This window comes from Plantactinospora sp. ZYX-F-223 (assembly GCF_039649625.1).
Lineage (GTDB): Bacteria > Actinomycetota > Actinomycetes > Mycobacteriales > Micromonosporaceae > Plantactinospora.
Genome location: NZ_JBDJAV010000066.1, coordinates 1 through 23,860 on the forward strand (window position 1 = coordinate 1; position 23,860 = coordinate 23,860).

The window sequence follows — 23,860 nt, forward strand, 5'->3', positions numbered from 1 at the left end:
CCAGGGCTTCGTAGTCACGGGCCAGGCGTCGGTGGTGCATGATCCAGCCCAGGGAGCGTTCGACGACCCAACGCCGTTTGACCACCGAGAACCGAGCACTCCCAGCCCACAGCACTGTCCTGGGCCGCCGAGACCGTCAACAGCGTTGCCAACCAGGTGATCGGCTCGGAGGCGTGGACGGGCGAAACAGCTGACCGGTACGACCAGCACCGACGGAAGCTCGTCGCCGATCTTGACGACTGCGCCGAACTGGCCGGCAAGGTCGCCGGGGCGCTCGGCGAGTGCGCCCAGACGCTACGCCACAACCAGGAGATGCTGACCCGCGAGCGGGAGAAGCTGTCCAACCGCCCACTCCGCCGGGCTGCCCGTCACCGCCGGCACGCTCTGGTGGACCTGGGCTGCCGCATGTCCAGTCCCCGGCAGCGTGGAGAGCGCGCACGAGCGTGAGCCGTACCGGGTCGGCGAGCGCGCTGAGTACGACGTCGATCGTCATGGATGCGCTGCGGACGGAGGGATCGGTGGCGACCGGGTACCGGCCCGGGCCCGCTGACGGTCCGTGAGGACCTGGGCCCGGACCTGTACCTGTCCGCCCACGGCGAGGTCGTGTCCGTCGGTAGCGTCGCCTCGGCCTGATGGTATGGCGCGATCCTGACCTGACGTGATCCGTCCCAGGCTCGACCCTGAACCCGTCGCGATGACTACCCGGCCGGACCACACGACGACAGGCGGCGCCGTCGGCTATCGACCCAGCCAGCCGCCGTCGACTGGCAGGATCGCGCCGTGGACGTAGTCCGAGGCCGGTGCGGCGAGGAACACTGCGGCGCCAGCGGTGTCGGCGGGTTGTCCCCAGCGTCCGGCGGGTATCCGTTGGAGGATCGCGCGCGACCGCTCGGCGTCCTCCCGCAGGGCCCTGGTGTTGTCGGTGGCGAGGTATCCGGGGGCTATCGCGTTGACGTTCACCCCGTGCGCCGCCCACTCGTTGGCCAGTGCCTTGGTCAGCCCGGCGATCCCACTCTTGGCGGCGGTGTACCCAGGGACGAGGACGCCGCCCTGGAAGCTCAGCATCGAGGCGATGAAGATCACCTTCCCGCGCCCCCTACCCAGCATGTCCCGGCCAATTTCGCGGGTCAGCGTGAACTGTGCGGTGAGGTTCACCTGCAGGACATGGTCCCAGTCGGCATCGGTGTGCTCGGCGGCGGGCGCGCGGGCGATCGTTCCGGCGTTGTTGACCAGGATGTCGATCGGCGGATGATCGGTGGCCAGGTCCGCGGCGAGCCGGCCGACCGCGTGCCGGTCGGTGAAGTCCACGCGGTACGGCGTGAACGACCGCCCCACCGCCTCCACCCGGCGCTGCGCTTCGCTCCCCTGCGGTTCCAGGCTGGCGCTCACGCCGATGATGTCGGCCCCGGCCTCGGCAAGCGCGGTCGCTATCGCCAGTCCAATGCCGCGCCGTGCCCCGGTGACTACGGCCACTCGGCCCGACAGGTCGAAAAGGCCGGTCATCGGGAAGCCGCCTGGCAGTCGACGAGCACCTTCATCACCCCGGCACCGTCCTCCAGCGCCTGGAACGCCTGACGTGCCGCTTCCAGCGGCTCGATGCGGGAGATCAGCGGCTCGGTCGGCACGGCGCCGCCGGCGACCAGCCGTACCGCCTCGTCGAAGTCCGACCGGTCGTAGAGGCGGGCACCGACCAGGCTCAGCTCGCGCCAGAAGAAGCGGTGCAGGTCGACCGGCCGCGGCGTGGGGTGGATACCGACGAGCACCATGCGACCGCGCACCGCGAGGGCTCGCACGGCGGCGACGAGCCCCGGCTCGGTCCCGGAGACCTCGAACGCCACCGCGGCGCCGGCGCCGCCGGACCACTCCTCGACCAGGTGACCCACCTCCACCGCCGCCGGGTCGACCGTCCGCAGCCCGAGGCCGTCCGCCACCGACCGTCGGTACTGATCCGGCTCCACCAGCAGAACGTGGGCGCCGGCGCGCCGGGCGACGAGTCCGATCAGGACCCCGACCGGACCGCCGCCGACCACCACGGCATGTTCGCCCAGGCGCAGCCCGCTGCGGCGCACATCGTGCACCGCCACCGCGACCGGCTCGATCAGTGCCGCGTGTGCCAGTGGCAGGGACGCCGGCAGGCGGACAAGCAGGTCCGCCGGCACGGTCCAGTACGCCTGCATCGACCCCGGTGCGTCGATCCCCACGAAGGTGAGGTGGTGGCAGACGTGGCTGTTGCCGGCGCGGCAGGCCGGACACTGTCCACACCAGATGGTGGGCATCACGGTGACCGGGTCGTCCAGCTGCCAGCCGCTCACGTCCGCGCCCAGCGCGCGGATCCGGCCGGACATCTCGTGCCCGAGCACGGCCCACGGCCGTACCCGCTGGTCCATGTGCCCGTGCAGGATGTGCAGGTCGGTGCCACAGATGCCGGTGTACGCCACGGCGATCTGCACTTCTCCGGCCCGCGGCGGGACGGCCGCCGCCTCGGCCACGGTGATGGACCCGGGCCCGGTGTAGTGCGCTGCTCTCATGGCGCGGCTACCTGACGCCGGCGTTGTCGATGATGGACTGGGCGGCGGCCGGCCAGTTCTGGTCGGGGACCTCGACGGTGCCGGTGATGATGTTGTCATGCTGGCCGTTGCAGGTCGGGCTGTCGCCGGGGTAGTTGACGGTGCTGCCGACCGCGCAGGCGATCAGGTCGTCGTCGGTGTAGTTGCCGGTGACGACGTTGTCGGTCGCGACGTCGTCCCACAGGTTCAGCCACGCGCGGGTGTCGTGCACGACGTTGCCCGGCACCTCGATCGCGGAGCTGTCGTTGTCCAGGTAGATCGCGTTGTTCGCGGTGTCCGCGTCGTGGCCCACGCCGTGCACGTAGTTGCCGCGGATAACGGTGTCCGGCTGGAAGTGCAGCGTGTGGATGCCGCCGACGTCGTAGAGGGTGGTGCCGACGGTGTGCACCTCGTTGTTCTCGACCAGCACGGTGCCGTAGGTCGCCGGGTTGTGCCAGCCGATCATGATGCCGTCGAGCGGCAGGTTCCGCACCAGGTTGTGCCGGATGCTGAGGTTCGCGGCGTTGGGGGCGAAGAGGCCCGCGGCGCCCTGGTAGTCGCGCCCGGCCAGCTCGATGAGGTTGTCCTCCACCACGATGTCGCTCGCCTGCAGGGTCGCGGACGGGTTCGAGGTCAGGTCGCCGATGAGCAGCCCGGTGCCGGAGACGTCGCTAATCGTGTTACGCAGGACGGACACGTCGTGGGTGCCGGTGCCGAGGCTGAGGCCGGACCCGCCCAGTCGGCTGAACCGACACCCCTCGATGGTGACGTCGTATGCGTACGTGAACGTCACGTTGCCGGGCACCAGTTCGGTGGTTTCCGTCGTCCCGCTGGTGGAGAAGTAGACGTTCTTGCCCATCTCGGCGAAGCCGTTCGGGCCCTCCGGGCCGAGCCAGGTGGCGTGGGCGAAGGAGATGCCGCGGAACGTGACGTGGTGCACCGGCGCGGCGGCGGTGCCCGCCGCCCGTAGCACGGTCTGCAGGGCCGGCGCGAAGACCTGGGCGCTGGACATGTTCTCGCCGGAGCGGGGGATGTAGTAGACGACGTCGCCGCCCCGGTCGAGGTAGAACTCGCCGGCGCTGTCGAGCAGTTCGTACGCGTTCTCGACGTAGCTGACCGCGTCCCAGTCGTACACGGTGCCCGCTCGGACCTGGGCGTTGTGCCAGCACTGGTCCACCATGTCCACGGCGGTGCCGGTCATCGCCTCGACCGCGCACCGAAACGAGCGCCACCGTTTGTAGCCCCAGAGCTCGACCTGGCCGAGGTCGCCCCAGCTGGCCATGGTGGCGAAGGCGGGGTTGTTGGCGGTCCAGCCCGTGCTCGTCTCGGTGAACGCGCTCGCCGCCAGCGTGGCGCTGCGCGCGCGGACCGCCCGGACGCTGTTCACGTAGAGCTGGCGGGTTTCCAGAGCGGACGGCACGCTGGCCGCGTAGATGTTCTTGGTCGCGTCGTGCAGCGTCCAGCCGCTGATCTGGACGCCGCCGCTGAGCACCGGTGCGGCGCCGGGCGCGTTCTGGTAGATGACCCGGTATCCGTTGCTGCCTGAGTCGGCGCCGGCCAAGGTGAACGTCGAGCCCAGCGCGTAGATGCCGCCCGCGAGCTGGACGACGATGTCGCCGGTCATCGCGTCGTTGTCGGCGCGGACGCGGTCCCGCGCGGTGGTGAGGGCGCACGGCGCGGTGCTCGTGCAGGTCGTGCCCGTGCCGCTGGGCGATACGTACAGCGTCTCCTGGACCGCAGCCTGGGCGGCGGCCGGCCGGACGACCAGAAGCAGGGCCGTGACGAGGGTGAGGGCGAGGGTGTGCGCGAGCCGGTTCACGATGCCTCCTCGATGTCGTAGCGATGCGGGGTGAGCGACGGGCGGCGGACGTCGCGGGCGGTGCCGAGGTCGAGCAGCAGCTGCGTGGCCGGCGGCAGCTCGACCGTCACCGCTGGGCCGCGGGCCGGAGCCGCGTCGCCGCCGTCGCGGCGCGCGTGGGTGAAGTCGTGCTCGCCAAATGCGCCGGCGAGTACGGCGAGCCGCCGGGTGGCGTGGTTGGAGAGGTTGACCAGGCGGATCCGCGTCTGGTCGGCGGTGACGCGCTCCACGAGCGCGGCCACGTCCGGCGGCAGGCCGGGCCGGCGGCGGTCCAGGTCGAGGTGGCGCACCCCGTTGGCGTACAGGCCGCCGTTGTAGACGACCTGGGGTGCGCCGGTGGTGAGCTGCAGCAGCACCTCGGTTACCACCGGGTTGTGTTCCTGCCAGTGGTGGATGTGCCGGCCGGCGATCGGGCTGTCGTCGGCCTCGATGGCGGCCACCCGCTGCTCGACCTGGTCGAGCGCCATGGCCAGGGCCCGCTGGGGGTAGTCGGGGTTGTCCCCGTGCAGGTACCGCCACCAGGGCCGCTCGTGCCCGTCCTCCCCCTTCGCCCGGAACAGCCGGACGTCACGGTCGGCGTCGCACAGCTCGGCCAGCCGCCGTTCGTCGGCCGCCGACATGCTGGTCAGCCACAGCCACAGTGGCATCGCCGCCGGCGGCTCCTGGAGGTCGAACCAGCCGTGCGGCCCGTGCCGGTACGGCACCAGCAGCCGGCGCCGCCCGTCCACCTCCCGGTGCTCGCCGAGCGCGACGACCCGGTCGAGCAGGCCGCGCGGCAGGCCGAGGTACCCGTCGTCGCCGCTGACCAGCCGGGCGTTCAGGCCGCCGAGCAGCGCGGCCTGCCACAGCGTGTGCAGCCCGTGTGGCCACTGCCATCCGTAGTGGCCGCCGTACCAGTGACCGCCGTGCAGCTCACCCACCCGGCCGGAGGGTCCGACGTTGTCCGGCAGGATCCCACCGTTGGCCTCGGTGCGCTCGATCCATCCGCGCACGTACGTGGTGACCCAGTCCCGATACCGGTCGTCGCCGGTGAGCAGCCAGGCGTTGGCCAGCAGGCCGGTCGCGGCCAGGTTGACCGGTATGTCGCCCTTGCCGAGGCGGGCCTGCATCGCTTGGCCCATCCGCCGGGCGTTGACCGGATCGGCCAGGTCGTCCCAGGCGGCGATGCCCGGTAGGTCGTACAGCGGTAGCCCGTAGGCGCCGCCGAAGTGCTTGTCCGCGCCGTAGACCTGCCACTCCTCGTTGATATCCGGCCGCGGCCCGCCGGCTCCGGTGTGTGGCGCCCGGATCATGTTCAGCCGCGGGTCGTAGTTGCCGGTCGGCGAGCCGGGCAGGTAGAGGTCGGCGAACCGGGCCGCCCGCGCGGTGAACTCGGCGTCGCCCGGGTCAGCCGCGCAGATCGCGTAGAAGAAGATCATCGACTCGCCGATGTGGAACCAGTCGTACCCGCGCTCGAACTCGTCCACCACCAGCCCGAGCTCGGTGAGCTGGCGGGTCACCCCGCGCCAGTGGTGCTTGCTCGCCTCGAGCAGGTCGTCGGCGCCGCCCAGGAAGTACAGCGCCGGCCAGTTGAAGAACGCCTCGTAGAAGTCGTCGGCGCCGTCCCGGCTGGGCAGCGTTCCGGCGAAGTGCAGGCTGCCGTCCGGTCGGCAGTACCGCCGCTGGAAGCGCCGCCATGCGTCGTCGAGCGCGTCGAAGAGCCGCCGTTGCAGGACCGCCCACTCCGGCGGCGGGTCGAGTGGCGTGCTGGCCCGGATCATGACCGGTACACCCGGGTCGCGGTGCCGCCGAGGATGGCGGCCCGGTCGTCGTCGCCGAGCGGCGGCAGTGCCGAGACGAGCAGGTCCCAGGTGTCCGGGTAGCCGGCGGCCAGCAGGCACTGCGGCCAGTCCGAGCCGAGCATGAGGCGGTCGGCGCCGAAGAGATCCACCGCGGCGGCCGCATACGGAGCCATCCGCGCGGGTACGCCTTCGGCGAGCAGGAGCAGCCCCGACACCTTCGCCAGCACGTTCGGGCAGGCGGCCAGCGGCGTGACCGACGCCACCCAGTTCGCGGTGGGGTCCCGCAACGCGGGGAAGCCCAGGTGTGAAAGGACGAACGTGAGCTCGGGAAGGTCCCGCGCGGCCCGCGCCGCCGAGGCGAGTTGGTCCGGCCGTGCGACGAGGTCGAAGACCAGCCCTTCGGCGGCCACCACGGCCAGGCCGCGCCGCACCTCGGCTCGGTCGAGATAGGGCTCGTGCTGGCGGGAGACGTGGGCGCGTACCCCGGACAGCCACCGACTGCCCGGCAAGGCGCGGTATCTGGCCAGGACGTCGGCGAGGTCCGGGCGGCTGGGGTCGATCCAGGCGACCACGCCACCGATCTGCTCGTGCTTCTCGGCGAGTGCGAGAAGCTCGCCGGCCTCCGCCTCCTGGGCCAGGCCCGCCTCGACCAGGATGGCCCGGTCGACGCCGGCCGCGCCCATCTCGGCGGCCAGCTCCGGTGCGGTGAACGGACGGCGCAGCGCAGCCCGGACCGGGTCGTCGAGCCAGCGGTAGCCGCGCGCCGGATCGTGCCACAGGTGCACGTGCGCGTCGACGATCATTCTTTCAGCGCCAGGTAGATGTGCAGGCGGGTGCTGGCTTCGCCGTCCGGCTCGGCGGCCAGCCGTAGCCAGTGGCCGAAGTGGGTGACGCCGGCCGTGTAGACCCCGGGCGCGTCGAATCGCAGCGGCTCGCCGTACGGGCACCATTCCTGGCCGTCCGGGGAGATCTCGGTGCGGGCGTGCCACGTGCCGGAGCACTCCAGCACGCGAACGAACCAGCGGGCCTCGCCGGCCCACGCCACCTCGAACGGTTCGGTGGCGAACGTGGCGTCGCGGCGGGCGTTGCGCTCCACCACCGCGGTTTGGGAGATGCGGACCACTGACGATCACCAATCCACGGAGATGAGGCAGGAGTCGACGAACAGGAAGTTGCGCACGTTGGTGTTGGTGCGTACGTCGAGCAGCAGGTTGAACAGGCCGCGCAGCCCGGTGTACGGGTGCGGGTAGACCGGCACCGGTATGTCGCGCAGGTCCATCACGCGGTCGTTGACCTGGAGCTCGACGCTGCGCCCGGCCGCGGTGTCGACCGTCCAGCGCAGGTAGTGCCAGTTGATCTTGGTGGGCACCTCGTTGAGGCAGAGCGCTCCTCCGCCGCCGGGCACCGGCTCCCAGTCGTCCTCGCCGACGGTGTGGAAGTCGCCGGCGGGGACCTGGCCGGTCAGCTGCATCTTGGTGGTGGGCTGCAGCGAGGTCTTGTAGTGCCAGCCCTGGACCAGTTTGCCCTCGGCGGTGGCGTTCAGGTAGCGCAGCGCCACGTGGTAGCGGCTGCCGTCCAGCCGGCCGATGTCGTTGCTGATCGTGAACGAGCCCAGGTCGCGTTCGCTCAGGTCCTGGTTGCCGTCCCACGTCCGGTCCCGGTAGGCGTCCGGCCCCTGGCGGGCCTCGGCCTTGGCGGCGAAGTACATCTCGAACTGGACCAGCGCCTCCTTGGCCAGCGTCAGCCGCTTGATCAGGCAGGCGGTGTGCCCGGGGACCGGTCGGGTGGCCAGCTTGAGCGCGTACGTACCGTCCATCGCCCCGTGCGAGCCGATGTCGAAGAACGTGCAGGTGCTCAGCTGTGGCGGGCGCAGGTCCGCGAAGGACGGGCGAACGGCGCTGAGGTCGCCGTCGTGGTTGCCGCACAGCTCGGCCCAGCCGTTGATGCCACGGTCGAAGTCGTCGTAGGCGAGCACCCGGCGCAGCGGGTTGAACTTGTCCACTGTGTCCTATCCCTTGATACTGCCGGCGGTGAGGCCGGCGACGACATGCCGCTGCGCCGCCACGAAGACGGCCAGCACGGTGAGCACCGAGAGGGTGGTCGCCGCCATCTGCACGTTCCACAGCGGACCGCCGTACGGGTCCTCGAACTGGGTCAGCGCGAGCGGCAGCGTGTACTTCTCGTTGCTGCGCAGGAAGATCAGCGGTTCCAGGAACAGGTTCCAGCTGCTCCACATGGACAGGATCGTCACCACCGCGACGGTGGGTCGCACGAGCGGTAGTGCGATCTTCCAGTACGTGCCGAAGTAGCCGAGCCCGTCGAGGCGGGCCGCCTCCTCCAGTTCCCGGGGCAGGGAGAGGAAGGCCTGACGCATCACGAACGTGGCGATCACGCCGGTGCCGGAGAAGATCGGGATGACGACCAGCGGCCAGTGTGTGTCCATCAGGCCCAGCGCGCCCACCATCCGGAACAGGGGCACGATGGTGACCTCGTGCGGGATGAGAATGCCGCTGACGATGAGCAGGAACAGCAGGCTCCGGCCCCGAAACCGCAGCCGGGCGAAGGCGTAGCCGGCCATCGACGACAGGACGATCGTGCCGGCGGTGACCAGGATCGCGATGTAGAGGCTGTTGAAGTACTGCCGGGCGAACGGCTGGAGCTCGAAGACCCGGGCGAAGTTCTCCCAGCGCCAGTCGGTGGGCAGGAAGGTGGGCGGGTACCGGAAGATCTCCTCGTTGGTCTTCAGGGCCGAGGTCAGCATCCACAGGCCGGGCAGCAGCACCGGTACGGCGAGGACGACCAGCAGCAGGTAGAGCGCGGCGCGCGAGGCGAGGGCGTGCAGCAGGCGACTAGTCGGACTCATAGAACACCACCTTCTTGCGCAGCTGCCACAGCCCTGCGGTGAGCAGCAGCAGGATGGCGAACATGAGCAGGGACAGCGCGCCCGCGTACCCCAGGTCGCCGGTGCCGAACGCCTGCCGGTAGATGTAGAAGATCAGCACGGTGGTCGAGTAGCCCGGGCCACCGCCGGTGAGCAGCAGGATCTGCTCGAAGACCTTGAACGCCCCGATCGTCATGAGCATGACCGCCATGAGGATCTCGGGCGAGATGATCGGCAGGGTGATGCTGCGGAAGGTCCGGAACCGCCCGGCGCCGTCGACCCGGGCCGACTCGGTGAGCTCCTTCGGCACCGACTGCAGGGCGGCGAGGAAGATGAGCATGTTCATGCCCGCGCCCTTGAGCACCTGTACGACGATCACCGCGGCCATCGCCGCGCCGGGCTCGCGCAGCCAGTCCGGGCCGTGGATGGACAGCGTCCGCAGCAGGCTGTTGACCGCCCCGTTGGGCAGCAGCAGGAAGTGCCAGACGATGGTCCAGGCAGCCAACGAGACCAGCGTGGGTGCGAAGAAGATGGCCCGGAACACCTTGATCCCGGGCAGCTTCTGGTTGACCAGGACCGCCAGCAGCAGGGACAGGCTGATGCCCAGCGGCACGATGCAGACGACGAAGAGACCGGTGGCGGCCAGCACGCCGGGCAGCCGGGGATCGTCCGCCAGCGCCTCGTAGTTGTCCGCGCCGGCGAACGTGAACTGCCCGGTCAGCGTCTCGAAGTGGTGCAGGCTGTACCACCCGACCATGACCAGCGGGCCGATGACGATGGCCAGGAAGCCGAGCACCAATGGGGCGGTGAACAGGTACCCGGCGATCTGCTCCCGAACCCGCCGCGTCAGCCGGGGTGGCCGGGGTGCGGCCACCTCCGACCCGGCCGATACCTCTGTCTGGACCTGGACCATCACTACCGGGTCTTCGCCAGCAGGGGCGTGATGGCGTCGCAGGTCTTCTTCATCACCGCAGCCACGTCGGCGCCCGGCTTCCACAGCGGTTCGAGGTTCGCCCGGACCTCCGGCGCGATCTCGCCCATGTTCGTGTGTACCGGCGAGCGCTTGCCGTTGGTGATCCCGTCCACCACGACGGCCTGGAGTTGCTCCTTGCTCAGCAGCGGGTTGGCCGCGGACAGCGCGTCGGCGGTCACCAGCGACCGGCGGATCGACGGGAAGTACTGGATGAGCTGCTTGGAGCTCTCTTCGTTGGTCAGGAAGGCGACCAGCTTGGCGGCCTGCTCGGGGTGCTTGGAGCCGGCGAACGCGACGAACGCCGACTGGCCGATGACCACGCTGCTGCCGGCCGGGCCGGTCGGCTGCGGCACCAGGCCCCACTTGAAGCTGGCCTGCTTGAGCTGCACCGCCGTGCTGATGTACGTGCTGATCATCCCGGCCTGGCCGGCGGCGAAGTCGGCCGCTACGCCCGGCCCTGGGTACCCCTTGTCCACCGTGATCATCTTGTGCAGGAAGGTCATCGCGTCCACCATCTTCTGGTCGGTGAACGTGCAGGTGGTGCCGTCTGCGCTCCACGGCGCCGCGTCGAAGCCGGCCCACAGGTGCGACAGCGAGATCCACTGGTCGTCGAACTTCTGGTACGGGCCGATGTAGAAGCCACCCACGCCCAGCGTGTCGTGCAGCTTCTTCGCTACCGCGGCCAGGTTCTCCCACGTCCAGGTGCCGTTCTTGACCATCTCGTCCGGCGTGGGCAGCCTGGCCCTGGCGAACATGTCGGCGTTGTAGAACACACCGGCGGGCGAGGTGGAGAACGGGATCCCGTACACCTTGTCTCCCGGCGCCCAGACGCCAAGCTGCGAGGAGATCAGGTCGCCGTGGTTGTACGACGCGTCGCCGCGTACGGTCGGACCGAGGTCCACCAGGCCCTTGGCGGCGATGAAGTCCGGCGCGTCGCCCTCGCCCAGCCAGCCCACGTCCGGGCTGTCGCCACCCGAGATCTGTGTGGTCAGCACCGTGCGGTAGTTCTGACCGGATGGTGTGCTCTCCACCTTCACGGACGCGACGTCGGGGTTGGCCTTGACGAACGCCGCGGCGAGGTCGTTGAGGATCTTCAGGTGGGCCTCGTTGCCGGACCACACCACCACCCGCAGGTCCACCGGGCCGTCGGAGTCGTTGGAGGACCCGTTGCCGCACGCGGTGACGGCCAGGGAAAGGGCGACGGCGGTCGCCACCCATCGGGCAAGTCTCATGGTTGTCTTCCTTCGTCGTCTACCAGTTCGTGAACGCGCCGTCGGGGCGGCGCAGGTGGGGTCGCTCCACCGCGACGGCGTGCAGCCGCCGGGCGGCGGACCGGTCCAGGTCGATGCCGAGGCCTGGACCCTCGGGCGGTGACAGGTAGCCGTCCCGTACCAACGGCCGGCCGGTGAAGAGTGCGGCCACCTCGGGCGAGAGCTGCCGGCGGTGCTGTTCCTGCACGCTCACGTTCGGTGTGGCCAGGCTGAGGTGCAACGCCGAGGCCGTGGTCACCGGCCCCAGCGGGTTGTGCGGGGCGAGCTGGATGTAGTGCGTCTCGCACCAGCCAGCGATCTTCTTGGACTCGGTCAGCCCGCCGGCGATCGCCACGTCGACCCGAGCGTGGTCGACGAGGTCCTCCTCGATGAGGCGGCGGAACTCCCACTTGGACCCGAGCTGCTCACCCGCGGCGAGCGGCACTCCGGTGCGCAGCCGCAGCATCCGGTAGCCCTCCAGGCCCTCGCTGCGCAGCGGGTCCTCGACGAAGTACGGCCGGGCCGATTCGATCTCCCGGCACAGCGTAACCGCCTCCGGCGGGTCCAGCCTCGTGTGTACGTCGATGGCCAGCTCGATCTCGTCCCCCACCGCCGCGCGGGCGGCGTGGAAGTTCGCGATCGCCCCGCGCATGGCGGCACGCGGGTCGAGCACCCCGTCGTCGTCCTGCACAGCGAGGCGCAGGTGTCGCCAGCCCTCGGCGACGAGCGCGCGGCAGGAGTCGGCGGTGGCCTCGGGGTCGAGCTTGGTCTCCACGTGGGTGTAGCAGTCCACCCGGTCCCGGACCTGCCCGCCGAGCAGCGCGTGGACGGGCACGCCGAAAACCTTGCCGCGGATGTCCCACAGCGCCACGTCGATCGCCGCGATGGCTGCCGCGACGGTGCGGTCGCCAGGGAAGAACCCGCGCCGGAACATCACCTGCCACAGGTGCTCGACGCGGGCCGGGTCCTCGCCGACCACCAGCTCGCGCAGGTGCTCCAGGGCGCCCAGCACGGCCCGGTAGCGGGTGCGTACGCCGACCTCGCCGAGGCCGTACACGCCGTCGTCGGTATCGACGGCGACGAGGATCATCGCGTCGTCGCCGTCGGGCAGGACGAGCACCTCGACGTCTGTGATCTTCACTGGTGGTCTCCGTCCAGGCTGGCGACGTCGCTCCAGAACCGATCGGGAATGGCCATCCGGTGCCACCGCACGTCCTGTTCGATCTCGTCCGGGGTGGCCGCGCCGACGAGCGTCGCGGTGATCGCGGGATGCCGGGCGGCGAACTGCAGGGCGGCCGCGGCGAGTGGTAGCCCGTGCCGCTCGCACACCGCGCGTAGCCGGACCGCGCGGTCGAGCAGCGTGGCGGGGGCTGGCCGGTAGTCGTACGTCGCGCCGGGCACGGGATTGGCGAGCAGCCCGGAGTTGAACACCCCGGCGGCGACGACCGCCACGCCGCGCTCCGCGCAGAGCGGCAGCAGTTCCGCGGCGGCGGACCGGTCGAGCAGCGTGTAGCGTCCCGCGATGAGCACGCAATCCAGGTCGGTGTCCCGCACGAACCGGGCAGCCGCGTCGGCGTAGTTCATGCCCACGCCCACCGCCTGGACGACGCCGGCCGCGCGCAGCTCGGCCGCGGCCCGGTAAGCGCCGTCCACGGCCTGTGCGTGGTGGTCCTGCGGGTCGTGGATGTACAGGATGTCGATCCGCTCCGTCCGCAGCCGGCGCAGGCTCGCCGCCACCGACCGCATCACCCCGTCGTACGAGAAGTCGGGAGTCCGGTCCGGGCCGATACCGGCCTTTGTGGACAGCACGAAATCGTCCCGGGGCCGGTCGGCGAGAGCCGCGCCGGCGCGCTCCTCCGCCCGCCCGGCTCCGTAGAGCGGCGCGGTGTCGAACAACCGCACGCCCAGCTCCCAGGCTCGGTGCAGCGTCTGCCGCCACGGTGCGTCGCCGACCTTGCCGATGGGTGCCAGGCCCAGTCCGAGGCCACCCGCGAGGCGGTCCATCACCACGGTCATGTCAGGCCCCGGCCGCCAGGTCGCCCCGGCGGATCTGGTCCAGCTCCGCCGGCGGCAGCGCCAGCCCGTAGATGCGGAAGCCGTCCAGGTACGCCGGCGGGGTCCGATCCGTCGTGGTGAGCGTGGTGGCACCCAGGCGCAGCTCGACACCGGGTGCGGCGGCCAGCGGGGCCGCGGTGGCCTGGCTGCCGAGGGTGGTGACCGCGCTCGTCCGGTCACCGTGGTACACGGTCAGCCTGCTCCCGTCGCCCACCACGGCGAGGAACTGCCACTCCCGGGCGTCGAACACCGGCGGCCGCATCGCCACGGGCCCGATCTGCAGCAGCGTGGCGACGGCACCGGCGGTGGATCCAGCCAGCACGTACCAGTCCAGGGCCGCGCCGCGGCCCAGGATGCGGTCGAAGGCAGCCGGATCCTCGGCCAGCCGCAGCCACAGCGCGAGGGTGAACCGCGGCAGCGCGTCGAGCTTCGCCGAGCCGCCCACCCCGGGAGTGACGAACCCGGCCCCGGCCGTCAGATCCAGCGCGCCGCCCGAGCCCGAGGGCGTCTGCGCGGTCCGCCGGGCGGCGCCGTGGAAGCTGCCCGGTGCCGGTGGCGCGGTGCCGCCGTCGGCCGCCGCCTCGGTGCCCGTCCCGGACTCGTCGAAGGCGTACGCCAGCAGCGGGGTCAGGCCCGCCACGACGCTGACGGTGGTCGTAGCCGCCAGCGTTATGTTGTGGAGGGTCACGGTCGCGGTCAGTGTCGCGCTGCCGGTGCCCTTGGCGGTCACCCGCCCGGCGGCGTCCACCACGACGACCTCCGGGCGGTCGCTGGCGTACTCGATGGTCGCGGCGGAGAGGTCGGGGGTGCCGCCGGTGTCGGTGCGGCCGCTGGGCACCAGCCTGGTGGTCTCGCCGACGCCGAGCAGGGCGTCCTCCGCGGTCACGGACACCTCCCAGAGGATGTCGCCGACAAGGACCCGCACCGGCGGGGTACGCACCACGGCGTCGCCGAGCGTGACGGTGGCCGTGACCGTGGCGAGCCCGGGCCCGCGCGCGGCGACCGTGCCGGCGCTGTCCACCGTGGCCACCTCGGGCGCGCTGCTGGCGTACCGGATCCGCGCCCGCCGGAGGTTGGCGTCGCGCCCGTCGGCAAGCAGGCCGTGGACCGTGACCGTGGTCCGCTCCCCCGCCGCGAGCTTGCCGCGGGCGACGGTCGCGGTCGCCTCCCACAGCGTGCCCGCCAGGTCGGTGCGCGGCCGGGGCACGCGCAACAGCAGCACACCGGAGGGCAGGTCCGGGGTCGCCGTGCCGGGCTGGGTCGCGACCACCTCCGCGGGCGCTCCGGGCCGGAACGGGTAGGTGCCGAGGAACAGGCCGAACCGCGGCTCCGGATTGTTGCCCGGCCCGGTCATCTCGTCGAGCACGACGCGCGCTTCGCCAGCGGCGTGCCGCACCACCACATCGAGCTTCTGTGGCCGGGCCGCGTTGCTGGTGCGGCGGGCGTAGACGCGGTACATGCCCGGCTCGCCGACCGCCGGGCGACACCGGACCGCGCGGCCGTCGGTGCCGACCGGGTCGGCGCCCGCCGCCGCGAACACCGCGGCCATGGACGCGATGGCCGGCAGCGGCGCCTGGCCGGCGACACCGGTGTTGCCGAGGTCGATCGGCCGGAACCCCATCGCGAACGCCGGCGAACTCGCCCGCAACCGGTAGTCGCCACGGGCCGGGTCGACGAACCGCGGGTCGGCCGCGACCGAGCGCGCGTCGTTTCCGGCCGCCTGCCACGCCGCCAGCATGTGCAGCGGCTCGAAGCGCACCGGCGCGGCGCCGTTGAACAGCACGTTGCGGTCGCCGTCGACCAGCCGGCCAGGCGCCGCCCAGGCGGCGTCCAGCAGCGGCGGCATGACGTCCAGCCGGTACGTGAGGTCGTCCGTGGTGTGCACGTTGGCCAGCACATTGCCGCGTACCACGTTGTCCCGCAGGACCCCGTTGGGGTTGACGACCCACACCTGACCGGGGTCGGCGAGCACGTTGTTGACCAGCGTGTTGAACTGCCCGCCGTTGGCCAGGAACGGATACGACGCGCCCACCACGAGGTTGTTCTCGAACCAGAAGTGGCTGCTGCTGTGGTCCGGGTAGAGGCCGACGCCGTACCCGTACACGGTGTCCTCGCTGATGCGGAGCAGCCCGCGGGCGCCGCGGACCACGTTGTTGCGGACCAGGTTCGGCGCGGCGAGGTTCGTCATCACCGCCAGGTTGATCGCGCCGGTGTCGGCGGTGCTCGTGATCACGTCGGTGAACCGGTTGTACGCGATGACGTTGCCGCCCTGGTTGCGGAAGCCGAACACTCCCTGCCGGGTCATGTCGTGCACGTCGTTGAACGCGATGAGATTGCCCGCGGCCAGCGCTGTGGAGTCGGGCCGGCTGCCGAGGTTGAACCCGGCGGCGAGCACCCGCACCCGACCGCCGTGGTGGATGTGGTTGCGCAGGAACGCGTTGCGCAGCGGGGCGTAGTCCTGCACCTCGGGCCGGTCGTCGTACACGATGCCGTAGTCGAGTACCGCGGCGGACAGCAGCACACCGCCCACGCCGATGTCGTCGATCTCGTTGCGCCGCACGGTGTTCTCGCAGCTGTCCAGGTGCAGCCAGATCCCGTAGCCGTCGACGCCGGTGATCCGGCAGTCCTCGACGGTGCAGTGCCACGCGCAGTCCAGCTGAATGGCCGCGTCGGTGGGCGACCGGTCCGAGACGTACGTGCGGCTGCCCTTGGTGTGCCGGAACTCCAGGCCGCGCAGGGTCACCCACTCCACCCGTGCGGTGCCGGTGGCGTCCCCGCGCAGGGTGACCAGACGGTCGAGGTGGGGCGCGACGAAGGTGGCCGAGTTCGGGTCCTCGCCCGGGCGCGGCAGGTAGTCCAGCCGTCCGGCGCGGCTGTCCAGATAGAACTCCCCGGGGGTGTCCAGCTCGGACCGGACGCCGGAGACGAAGAAGTAGTTGCCCGCGGCGAAGCTGAGCGCGTTGGCCGGCCGGTCCACCGTGACGATCCCGGTGACGGGGTCGATCGCGGTGATGGGCAGCAGCTCGTTCCAGTACTGGTAGGCGGGGACGGCGTCGACCAGTGCCTCGGGGTCGTCCTTCCAGCTCGCCTTGACCAGTGCGGGGTCGGCGTACAGCTTTGTGGCGTTTGTCGCTGGCACGACCGGCACGGGGAACTTCTGGAACCGGATCGAGCTCAGCCCGGCGACCCGTGCCCTGTCGTCCTCGGCCTGGACCACCACCCGATGCTCGTCGCCGGCCAGCGGTGGCAGGTTCGTCCCGGCAGCGGCGAAGCCGGCGTCGGTGGTGAACACGAGCCCGTCCAGGTGCACCCGGTGGTCGCCGCCTCGCGGCGTGGTGTTGGCGATCCGGATCCGGTGCTCGCCGGCGCCCAGCTCCAGGCCGCCCGCCGCCTTGCTGTACTTGACGACGCGGTACCCGCCGCTGCCCTCGATTGTGGACAGCGGCACTGCGGCGCCGTCCACGGTGACGGCGAGGAAGTTCTGGTTGTCCACCTCGGCGGTGGCCACGCCGAGCCACAGGTCGTAGGTGGCCGCCGTGGTGACGGTGAACCGGTATTCGACGTAGTCGCCGCCGCGGGCCAGCCCGGCGAGGATCTGGTGGGGGTGCTGCCCGCCGTGGAAGATGTAGCCGCGGCCGGGCTGCTCCGGGTCGGGGTTCGGAGATCGGGCGAGCGTCTCCCGCCGCCCGTTGACGAAGAGCGTACGGAACGACCACGGCGTGGCGAGCCTGGTGGACCAGACGCCGTCGGCGCCTCGCGTCCACCGGCCGGTGATCGGCCGCCCGCCGGAGATGACCGCACGCTCGCCGGGCGCGGAGCGCCACACGATCGGGCATTCGGCCGTGCCGGAGTCCTCCGGCGTGAGCACCAGCGGCTCGGGCAGGTAGTAGGTGCCGCCCCGCAGGACCACCTCGAGCGGGCGGGTGAGCGGGTGGCTTCGCTTGCGGCGGCGTACCGCGTCGCGGGCCGCGGCCAGCGTGGCGAGTGGGCCGTCGGTACCGGCCGCGTTGCGGCGTTCCAGCCGTCCGCTCCACCGGTCGTCGCCGTCGGTCGCCACGTAGATCCGGTCGACGGCGGTGGACGCGGCCTGCGCGGACCCGCCCGCCAGGAGGTGCCCAGCCGCCGGCAGCGTGCCGAGTACGCCAACCAGGCCCGCGTCGCGAAGCAGTTGGCGGCGTGTCCGTCGCGAAGTCGTCATGGTCGCACCTCCGAGTCCGGCTGAGGCGCTCGGTTGTCGGCCCGACGAGGCCAGCCAAGCGATCTTCGAAACATAGGGTTAACACGCCCGACTGTCAATACCGAGGCGTCTCGTCAGTATGTTGACACGGCCGGAGACGGCGAGCCGCCCGGGCGCGATGCCTGACGGGTCAGGGTGTGGCCAGGTCCGGATCCGAGACCAGGTCGGAGAGCTGGCGCAGGACCTCCAGCGCGCGGTCGACCCGCTGCTTGTTCGCCCGCGCCTTCAGCATCGAGATGCTGACCGCGTACGGCCCGGCACTCGGCGGCAGGCCGCGCACGGGCATGGCCACGCCGAAGATCCCCTCGGTCGTCTCCTCGTCGTTGATCCCGTAACCCCGTTCCCGGGTGGCCGCCAACTCGGCCATCACGTCACCGATCGAGGTACGCGTGTTGCGGGTCATCGGGGCCAACGGCGCCGCGGCGGCGAGCAGTTCCCGTACGTGTTTCGGATCCAACTCGGCCAGGATCGCCTTGCCCAGCGCGGTGCAGTACGCGGGCAGCCGCCGCCCGATCCAGGTACGCACCGGCACCGGCGTCGGCCCGTCGACCCGCGCCAGGTAGACCACGTCGAGCTGGTCCAGCACCGCCAGCTGGGCAGTCTCCTCCAACAGGGCACCGAGCGCGGCGCACCGGTCGCGGAACATCCGCCCGACGTCCAGCGCGTCGAGATAGGCCATGCCGAGCTCGGCCAGCCGCGGGCCGAGGACCAGCCCGCCGTCCAGGGACTGCAGGAAGCCGAGTTCGATCAGCGCCACGCAGATGTTCATCACCGAGGAGCGGGGCAGGTTGGCCCGGGCGGCCAGCTCGGCGATGGTCACGGCCTCGCCCTTGGCGCCGCCGACCATGTCCAGGATGGCGCCGGCGCGCAGGACGGCCGGGGCCGGAACCGCGCTCGACCACGCCGAGGATCGACGGACGGCCATGAGATCTCCACTCTTCGGTCACGATGGGACGAACGCCTACCAGCCTACAGACGTTTCGTCAGCTTGCTGACCCGAGCGTCGCCACCTAATGTCAGTGGGCGTGAGGTACCCCTCCCCCGGCCGCGTGCTCGTCACCGGCGCCGCGGGCCGCATCGGCAGGGCGGTCCTGGCGCTCCTGGCGGACCGCGGGATCATCGCCACCGCGCTCGTCCTGGACGATCCCGGTGACCTTGCGGCCGATCGGGTCGTCACCGGCGACGCCGGCGATCCGGACACCGTCCGCACGGCTCTGGCCGGCGTTGACGCCGTCATCCACCTCGCCGCGATACCGTCCCCGGCGGGGCACAGCCCCTACGCGGTGTTCGGCGGCAACGTGACGGCGACGTTCACCGTGCTGGAGGAGGCCGGCCGGACCGGCGTACGCGCAGCAGCCATCGCCAGCAGCTACTGCACCACGGGCCTGCCCTTCGCCCGGGCCGGCCTGCACCCGGCGTACGTCCCGCTCGACCTCGCGACACCGTCCCAGGTGGAGGATCCGTATGGCCTGTCCAAACAGGTCGACGAGCTGACCGCGGCGGCGATGGCCCGCCGGTACGGGATGGCCGTGACCGCCCTGCGCTACCCGTTCGTCGCCTCGGCGGAGCGGCTGGCCGCCCGCGCCGCCGAGATAGCCGCCGACCCTGCGCACGCCGCCCGCGAGCTGTGGATGTATCTGGACTCCCGGGACGCCGCCCGAGCCGCCCTGCTCGCGCTCGGCGCGACCGGCGCGCACACGGTCCACGTCGCCGCGCCGCGGACGCTGGCCCCCTACCCCACGCTCGACCTCATACGCCGTTACCACCCGGAGACCGAGATCAGGGCGCCGCTGCCCGGGCGTGCCGCACCCCTTGACCTGGCGCACGCCCGCAACCTGCTCGGCTTCACCGCCGAGCATGCGCTGGACGTCGTAGGAACGCCCGCTGACCCGGGTGCGATCAGTGAATCTCTTTCAACCTGAACCACGCGGCGCTCGCGCACCGCGTCTGACCTTGCGGTCCACCGCACCGCAGGGGAGGGTGAAGAGGTTCAGTAGGTCGCGCGCCCGCCGCTGATGTCGTACACGGCGCCGGTGGAGAAGCTGACCTTGTCGGATACGAGCCAGGCGATGAGTTCGGCGACCTCTTCGGGCCGGCCAAGCCGTCTCATCGGGATGAGGCTGGTGATGTGGGCGAGTGCCTCCGGCGCGGTGGTGGCGTTCATCGGTGTCTCGATCACGGCGGGGGCGATGGCGTTGGCGAGCACTCCGCTGGTGGCCAACTCCTTGCCCAACGACTTGGTCAGGGCGATGACGGCGGCCTTGGACGCCGAGTACGGCGACATGTTGGGGTTGCCGTCCTTGCCGGCCATGCTGGCGATGTTGACGATGCGGCCCCAACCCCGCTCCCGCATGCCAGGGACGAAGGCCTGACAGGTGTTGAAGGTACCGCGGACGTTGACCGCGAAGGTCCGCTCCCAGCCGTCCAGCGGGATCTCCCACAGGGGCGCGCTCGGGCCTACGATGCCGGCGGAGTTGACCAGGATGTCGACCGGCCCGACCTGCCTGGCGGCGGTGCGGACGGCGGCGGCGTCGGTGACGTCGACCCGTAGGTCGGCGCCTTCGGCGACGTCCAGCGTGACGACGGTGACGCCCTCCGCGGTCAGGCGGGCGGCAGCCGCTTCGCCGAGGCCACTCATGCCACCGGTGACCACAGCGGTACGGGAGGAACTCATCGAGGGTCCTTTCTCAATGGGATTCGCGAGACACCCGGTCACCGCTGGCGCCGGTGAGGAAGGTCAGGTCAGCGCCGGTGTCGGCCTGGCGGACGGTGTCGACGTAGAGCCGTTCCCAGCCGCGGCGAGGAGTGGCGAACGCGCGGACGGTGGCCGATGCCGGCTCACGGGCGGCCAGCACCTCGTCGGGCACGTCGACGTCGATGCGGCGTCCGGCGACGTCGAGGACGATGGTGTCGCCGGTGCGGACCTTGGCGAGTGGCCCGCCGGCGGCGGCTTCCGGGGCGACGTGTAGGACAACCGTGCCGTACGCGGTGCCGCTCATCCGGCCGTCGCAGATGCGTACCATGTCCCGGACGCCGTCGGCGAGCAGCTTCGCCGGCAGCGGCAGGTTGGCGACCTCGGGCATGCCGGGGTAGCCCTTTGGACCGCAGCCGCGCAGGATCAGCACCGAGTCCGCAGTGACGGCCAGGTCGGGGTCGTCGAGGCGGGCGTGCAGGTCTTCGACCGAGTCGAAGACGACCGCAGGGCCGCGGTGGTGCAGCAGGTGGCGCGAGGCGGCGGCGGGCTTGATGATGGCGCCGTCGGGGGCGAGATTGCCATACAGGACCGCGATCCCCGCGTCAGACCGCAGCGGTGCCGTGCGCGGGCGGATCACCTCGCGGTCATGGACGCGGGCGTCGCGGAGGTGGTCGACCAGCGGGCGGCCGGTGACGGTGATGGCGGTGGCGTCGAGCAAGTCGCGCACCTCGGCCAGGACGGCGTGGAGTCCGCCGGCGCGGTACAGGTCGTCCATCAGGTGGCGGCCGGCCGGCTGGAGGTCCACCAGCAAGGGGACCCCGGAGCCGGTGCGGTCGAAGTCGTCGAGGGTGAGGGCGACGCCGAGCCGGCCGGCGATAGCGAGCAGGTGGACCACGGCGTTGGTCGAGCCGCCCAGCGCGGCGAGCGCAACGATCGCGTTGAGGAACGCGGCGCGGCTCAGTACGGCGCTGGGTCGACGCTGGTGAGCCACCAACTCGACGGCGAGGACGCCGGTGGCGTGGGCGGCCTCCAGCAGACGGCTGTCCGGCGCCGGGATGCCAGCCGTCCCCGGCAGGGTCATGCCGAGCACCTCGGCGAGCAGGCCCATTGTCGAGGCCGTGCCCATCGTGTTGCAGTGTCCCCTGCTTCGGATCATCGCGGACTCGGACTTCAGGAACGCCTCCTGCGACAGGGTGCCGGCGCGGACCTCCTCACTGAGCCGCCACACGTCGGTGCCACAGCCGAGCGGGACGCCGCGGAAGTGCCCGGTGAGCATCGGCCCGCCGGGCACCACGACGGCGGGCAGGTCGACCGAGGCGGCAGCCATGAGCAGGGCCGGGATGGTCTTGTCGCAGCCGCCGAGCAGCACCACGCCGTCGATCGGGTTGGCCCGCAGCATCTCCTCGGTGGCCATCGCCGCCATGTTGCGCCACAGCATCGCGGTGGGCCGGACCTGTGTCTCCCCCAGCGAGACGACCGGCAGGTGCAGCGGGATGCCACCGGCCTCGTAGACACCGTTGGCGACGCTGTGGGCCACCTCGCCGAGGTGAGCGTTGCACGGCGTCAGGTCGGAGGCGGTGTTGGCGATGGCGATATGCGGACGGCCGGTGAACGCGGAGTCCGGCAGGCCGCGTCGCATCCACGCGCGGTGGATGTACGCGTTGCGGTCACTGCCGCCGTACCACTGCGCGCTGCGAAGCCCCACGCTGACAGTCCTCCAACTTTCCAACTATCGGAATGACTTTCGCTTTATCGAAAAGGAGCCTAGCATCCAGGGCATGACCGAGTCGCCGGACGGCAAGCTGGTCGGCGCCGACCGAGTCCTCGCCGTGCTCACCGAGCTGGCCCACCACCCCGCCGGCGTCGCGCTGGACGACATGGCGCGAACCATGGCCAGCCCGAAGCCCACCGTGCACCGCGCGCTCGCGGCCCTGCACCGGGCCGGGTTCGCGGCGCGGGACGGCTACGGCCGCTACGTGCTCGGCGACGAGTTCCTGCGGCTGGCGTTCGCGCACCACGAGGCGCGCCCCGACCACGTCCGGGTGCTGCCGATCCTCACCGCGCTATGCGAGCGGTACGGCGAGACAGTCCACTACGCCACGCTCGACGGCCGCCACGTGGTCTACCGCTCCAAACTGGACCCGTCGATCGGCGCGATCCGCCTCAGCTCGACGGTCGGCGGCCGCAACCCCGCCCACTGCACCGGCGTGGGCAAGGTGCTGCTCGCCGAGGCGCTCCACACCGAGCAGGCGGTACGCGACTGGGCCGGCGACCGACCCCTGGAGACACCCACCGGGCGATCCATCGCCACGGTCGAGGCCCTGCACGCCGAGCTGGTCCGGATCCGGCAGCAGGGCTACGCCGTCGACGACCAGGAGAACGAGCCGGGCATCACCTGCGTCGCCGTGCCGGCCTACCTCGGCTCGCCCACGGTGCCCAGCGGCGCGGTCAGCGTCAGCGCCCTCGCGTACCGCACGCCCCTGGACAAGCTCGTCGACGACGTGGCCGCCATCCGCGCCATCGTCGCCGGACAGGAGATCGGGTGACGTCGCGTTCGCCGGGCCCGAGCTCGACGTGCTCGTCATCACCACCGCCACCGAGGGCCACTCCCCCGTCGGCCTCACCCGGCATCCCCACTCCGGCCGCCTGTGCACCGCGCGTGCCGGGGTGCGCAAACTCCCCACGCCCTACCGGGCTCCTTGAGACACGGAGAAACTCATGCACCTGATGCGCGTCGGTGCGATCGGCGCCGAGAAGCCCGCCGTCCGCGTGGACGACACCCACTACGTCGACGTTTCCGACCTGGTCACCGACTTCGACGAGCGGTTCTTCGGCTCCGGCGGCATCGCCCGGATCGCTGGCCCGGTCGCCGAGCGGGTCGCCGCCGGCGTCGTGCAGCCGTTCGGCGGCCAGCGGATCGGAGCGCCGATCGCCCGTCCGCACCAGATTCTCTGTATCGGCCTCAACTACAGCGACCACGCTGCCGAGACCGGCCAAGCCGTGCCGGCCGAGCCGATCCTGTTCACCAAGAGCCCCAACACGCTGGTCGGCCCGTACGACGAGGTGTACATCCCGCGCGGCGCCACCAAGACCGACTGGGAGGTCGAGCTCGGCATCGTCGTCGGCGCCCGTACCTCCTATCTGGACGGTGTCGCGGACGCGGCGGCGGCCATCGCCGGCTACGTGCTGGTCAACGACGTCAGCGAGCGAGCGTTCCAGATGGAACGCGGCGGGCAGTGGAGCAAGGGCAAATCCGCGGAGACGTTCAACCCGGCCGGCCCCTGGCTGGCCACCCCGGACGAGATTCCGGACGTACGCGACCTGGGCATGTGGCTGGACGTCAACGGCGTACGGCGGCAGACGGGCTCGACCAAGACGATGATCTTCGACCCGTACGTCATCGTGCACCACCTGAGCCAGTTCATGGTCCTGGAACCCGGCGACCTCATCAACACCGGCACCCCGCCCGGCGTCGGGATGGGCCACACACCGCCGGTCTGGCTGCGACCGGGCGACGTCATGGAGCTGGGCATCGACCGTCTCGGCGTCGCCCGCCAACGCGTCGTGGCACCCCGGTGAGGGCC

The 23,860-nt window shown here is 71.4% G+C and carries 20 protein-coding genes and 1 pseudogene; 4 read left to right on the top strand and 17 right to left on the bottom strand.

What is annotated here, in order from left to right; all coding sequences use genetic code 11:
• A pseudogene (locus AAH979_RS38450) lies at window positions 1-91 on the bottom strand (IS5/IS1182 family transposase); the annotation flags it as partial.
• Between the two features lie 65 nt (window positions 92-156).
• On the opposite strand from AAH979_RS38450, the gene AAH979_RS38455 reads away from it, so the two are divergent.
• Window positions 157-447 carry a hypothetical protein gene (locus tag AAH979_RS38455; protein WP_346263038.1) on the top strand — a complete coding sequence of 97 codons (291 nt, stop codon included), beginning with the start codon at window positions 157-159 and terminating at the stop codon, window positions 445-447.
• Window positions 448-738: 291 nt separating this feature from the next.
• On the opposite strand, the gene kduD is transcribed toward AAH979_RS38455, so the two are convergent.
• The 14 genes from kduD to AAH979_RS38525 form a co-directional block, all read right to left on the bottom strand.
• Window positions 739-1,503 carry a 2-dehydro-3-deoxy-D-gluconate 5-dehydrogenase KduD gene (kduD, locus tag AAH979_RS38460; protein WP_346263039.1) on the bottom strand — a complete coding sequence of 255 codons (765 nt, stop codon included), beginning with the start codon at window positions 1,501-1,503 and terminating at the stop codon, window positions 739-741.
• Window positions 1,500-2,528 carry an alcohol dehydrogenase catalytic domain-containing protein gene (locus tag AAH979_RS38465; protein ID WP_346263040.1) on the bottom strand — a complete coding sequence of 343 codons (1,029 nt, stop codon included), beginning with the start codon at window positions 2,526-2,528 and terminating at the stop codon, window positions 1,500-1,502. Before AAH979_RS38465 ends, kduD begins: the two co-directional genes overlap by 4 nt.
• A gap of 7 nt (window positions 2,529-2,535) precedes the next feature.
• Complete coding sequence (locus AAH979_RS38470) at window positions 2,536-4,365, bottom strand: right-handed parallel beta-helix repeat-containing protein (RefSeq protein WP_346263041.1); 1,830 nt, start codon at window positions 4,363-4,365, stop codon at window positions 2,536-2,538.
• On the bottom strand, window positions 4,362-6,164 hold the full coding sequence (locus tag AAH979_RS38475; protein WP_346263042.1) for a hypothetical protein: 1,803 nt from the start codon (window positions 6,162-6,164) through the stop codon (window positions 4,362-4,364). The genes AAH979_RS38470 and AAH979_RS38475 overlap by 4 nt, the downstream gene beginning before the upstream one ends.
• Window positions 6,161-6,988, bottom strand: coding sequence for an amidohydrolase family protein (locus AAH979_RS38480; protein WP_346263043.1), 828 nt, complete (start codon window positions 6,986-6,988; stop codon window positions 6,161-6,163). Before AAH979_RS38480 ends, AAH979_RS38475 begins: the two co-directional genes overlap by 4 nt.
• Entirely contained in the window at window positions 6,985-7,308 is a 324-nt protein-coding gene (locus AAH979_RS38485) for a hypothetical protein (protein WP_346263044.1), read from the bottom strand. Before AAH979_RS38485 ends, AAH979_RS38480 begins: the two co-directional genes overlap by 4 nt.
• Before the next feature lie 6 nt (window positions 7,309-7,314).
• The gene (locus tag AAH979_RS38490) at window positions 7,315-8,187 is read right to left on the bottom strand and encodes a DUF6772 family protein (protein ID WP_346263045.1); all 873 of its coding nucleotides are present in this window, start codon (window positions 8,185-8,187) and stop codon (window positions 7,315-7,317) included.
• A 6-nt stretch (window positions 8,188-8,193) separates the two neighbouring features.
• Window positions 8,194-9,048: a carbohydrate ABC transporter permease gene (locus tag AAH979_RS38495; RefSeq protein WP_346263046.1), complete on the bottom strand. Its 855-nt coding sequence runs from the start codon at window positions 9,046-9,048 to the stop codon at window positions 8,194-8,196.
• Window positions 9,035-9,979 carry a sugar ABC transporter permease gene (locus tag AAH979_RS38500; protein ID WP_346263047.1) on the bottom strand — a complete coding sequence of 315 codons (945 nt, stop codon included), beginning with the start codon at window positions 9,977-9,979 and terminating at the stop codon, window positions 9,035-9,037. The genes AAH979_RS38495 and AAH979_RS38500 overlap by 14 nt, the downstream gene beginning before the upstream one ends.
• A gap of 2 nt (window positions 9,980-9,981) precedes the next feature.
• Window positions 9,982-11,271: a sugar ABC transporter substrate-binding protein gene (locus AAH979_RS38505; protein ID WP_346263048.1), complete on the bottom strand. Its 1,290-nt coding sequence runs from the start codon at window positions 11,269-11,271 to the stop codon at window positions 9,982-9,984.
• Between the two features lie 19 nt (window positions 11,272-11,290).
• Window positions 11,291-12,430 carry a galactonate dehydratase gene (dgoD, locus tag AAH979_RS38510; RefSeq protein ID WP_346263049.1) on the bottom strand — a complete coding sequence of 380 codons (1,140 nt, stop codon included), beginning with the start codon at window positions 12,428-12,430 and terminating at the stop codon, window positions 11,291-11,293.
• Complete coding sequence (locus tag AAH979_RS38515; protein WP_346263050.1) at window positions 12,427-13,305, bottom strand: aldo/keto reductase; 879 nt, start codon at window positions 13,303-13,305, stop codon at window positions 12,427-12,429. The genes dgoD and AAH979_RS38515 overlap by 4 nt, the downstream gene beginning before the upstream one ends.
• 1 nt (window position 13,306) lies before the next feature.
• Entirely contained in the window at window positions 13,307-17,542 is a 4,236-nt protein-coding gene (locus AAH979_RS38520) for an Ig-like domain-containing protein (RefSeq protein ID WP_346263051.1), read from the bottom strand.
• A gap of 169 nt (window positions 17,543-17,711) precedes the next feature.
• A complete protein-coding gene (locus AAH979_RS38525) occupies window positions 17,712-18,506 on the bottom strand; it encodes an IclR family transcriptional regulator (protein ID WP_346263052.1) in 795 nt (264 codons plus the stop codon).
• 100 nt (window positions 18,507-18,606) lie between these two features.
• Between AAH979_RS38525 and AAH979_RS38530 the strand changes: the two genes are divergently transcribed.
• Entirely contained in the window at window positions 18,607-19,503 is an 897-nt protein-coding gene (locus tag AAH979_RS38530) for an NAD(P)-dependent oxidoreductase (RefSeq protein ID WP_346263053.1), read from the top strand.
• A 68-nt stretch (window positions 19,504-19,571) separates the two neighbouring features.
• On the opposite strand, the gene AAH979_RS38535 is transcribed toward AAH979_RS38530, so the two are convergent.
• Both AAH979_RS38535 and AAH979_RS38540 read right to left on the bottom strand, forming a co-directional pair.
• A complete protein-coding gene (locus AAH979_RS38535) occupies window positions 19,572-20,255 on the bottom strand; it encodes an SDR family NAD(P)-dependent oxidoreductase (protein ID WP_346263054.1) in 684 nt (227 codons plus the stop codon).
• A 13-nt stretch (window positions 20,256-20,268) separates the two neighbouring features.
• Entirely contained in the window at window positions 20,269-21,981 is a 1,713-nt protein-coding gene (locus AAH979_RS38540) for an IlvD/Edd family dehydratase (RefSeq protein ID WP_346263055.1), read from the bottom strand.
• Window positions 21,982-22,054: 73 nt separating this feature from the next.
• On the opposite strand from AAH979_RS38540, the gene AAH979_RS38545 reads away from it, so the two are divergent.
• Both AAH979_RS38545 and AAH979_RS38550 read left to right on the top strand, forming a co-directional pair.
• Window positions 22,055-22,822 carry an IclR family transcriptional regulator gene (locus AAH979_RS38545; RefSeq protein WP_346263056.1) on the top strand — a complete coding sequence of 256 codons (768 nt, stop codon included), beginning with the start codon at window positions 22,055-22,057 and terminating at the stop codon, window positions 22,820-22,822.
• 172 nt (window positions 22,823-22,994) lie between these two features.
• Window positions 22,995-23,855, top strand: a complete 861-nt coding sequence (locus tag AAH979_RS38550) for a fumarylacetoacetate hydrolase family protein (RefSeq protein WP_346263057.1) — start codon at window positions 22,995-22,997, stop codon at window positions 23,853-23,855.
• Window positions 23,856-23,860: the final 5 nt, after the last annotated feature.

What these genes read in the sequence shown, in the direction of transcription:
- kduD (WP_346263039.1), bottom strand. Translation starts at nt 1,503, where the DNA reads ATGACCGGCCTTTTCGACCTGTCGGGCCGAGTGGCCGTAGTCACCGGG.
- AAH979_RS38465 (WP_346263040.1), bottom strand. Translation starts at nt 2,528, where the DNA reads ATGAGAGCAGCGCACTACACCGGGCCCGGGTCCATCACCGTGGCCGAG.
- AAH979_RS38475 (WP_346263042.1), bottom strand. Translation starts at nt 6,164, where the DNA reads ATGATCCGGGCCAGCACGCCACTCGACCCGCCGCCGGAGTGGGCGGTC.
- AAH979_RS38480 (WP_346263043.1), bottom strand. Translation starts at nt 6,988, where the DNA reads ATGATCGTCGACGCGCACGTGCACCTGTGGCACGATCCGGCGCGCGGC.
- AAH979_RS38495 (WP_346263046.1), bottom strand. Translation starts at nt 9,048, where the DNA reads ATGAGTCCGACTAGTCGCCTGCTGCACGCCCTCGCCTCGCGCGCCGCG.
- AAH979_RS38500 (WP_346263047.1), bottom strand. Translation starts at nt 9,979, where the DNA reads ATGGTCCAGGTCCAGACAGAGGTATCGGCCGGGTCGGAGGTGGCCGCA.
- AAH979_RS38505 (WP_346263048.1), bottom strand. Translation starts at nt 11,271, where the DNA reads ATGAGACTTGCCCGATGGGTGGCGACCGCCGTCGCCCTTTCCCTGGCC.
- AAH979_RS38515 (WP_346263050.1), bottom strand. Translation starts at nt 13,305, where the DNA reads ATGACCGTGGTGATGGACCGCCTCGCGGGTGGCCTCGGACTGGGCCTG.
- AAH979_RS38520 (WP_346263051.1), bottom strand. Translation starts at nt 17,542, where the DNA reads ATGACGACTTCGCGACGGACACGCCGCCAACTGCTTCGCGACGCGGGC.
- AAH979_RS38525 (WP_346263052.1), bottom strand. Translation starts at nt 18,506, where the DNA reads ATGGCCGTCCGTCGATCCTCGGCGTGGTCGAGCGCGGTTCCGGCCCCG.
- AAH979_RS38535 (WP_346263054.1), bottom strand. Translation starts at nt 20,255, where the DNA reads ATGAGTTCCTCCCGTACCGCTGTGGTCACCGGTGGCATGAGTGGCCTC.
- AAH979_RS38545 (WP_346263056.1), top strand. Translation starts at nt 22,055, where the DNA reads ATGACCGAGTCGCCGGACGGCAAGCTGGTCGGCGCCGACCGAGTCCTC.
- AAH979_RS38550 (WP_346263057.1), top strand. Translation starts at nt 22,995, where the DNA reads ATGCACCTGATGCGCGTCGGTGCGATCGGCGCCGAGAAGCCCGCCGTC.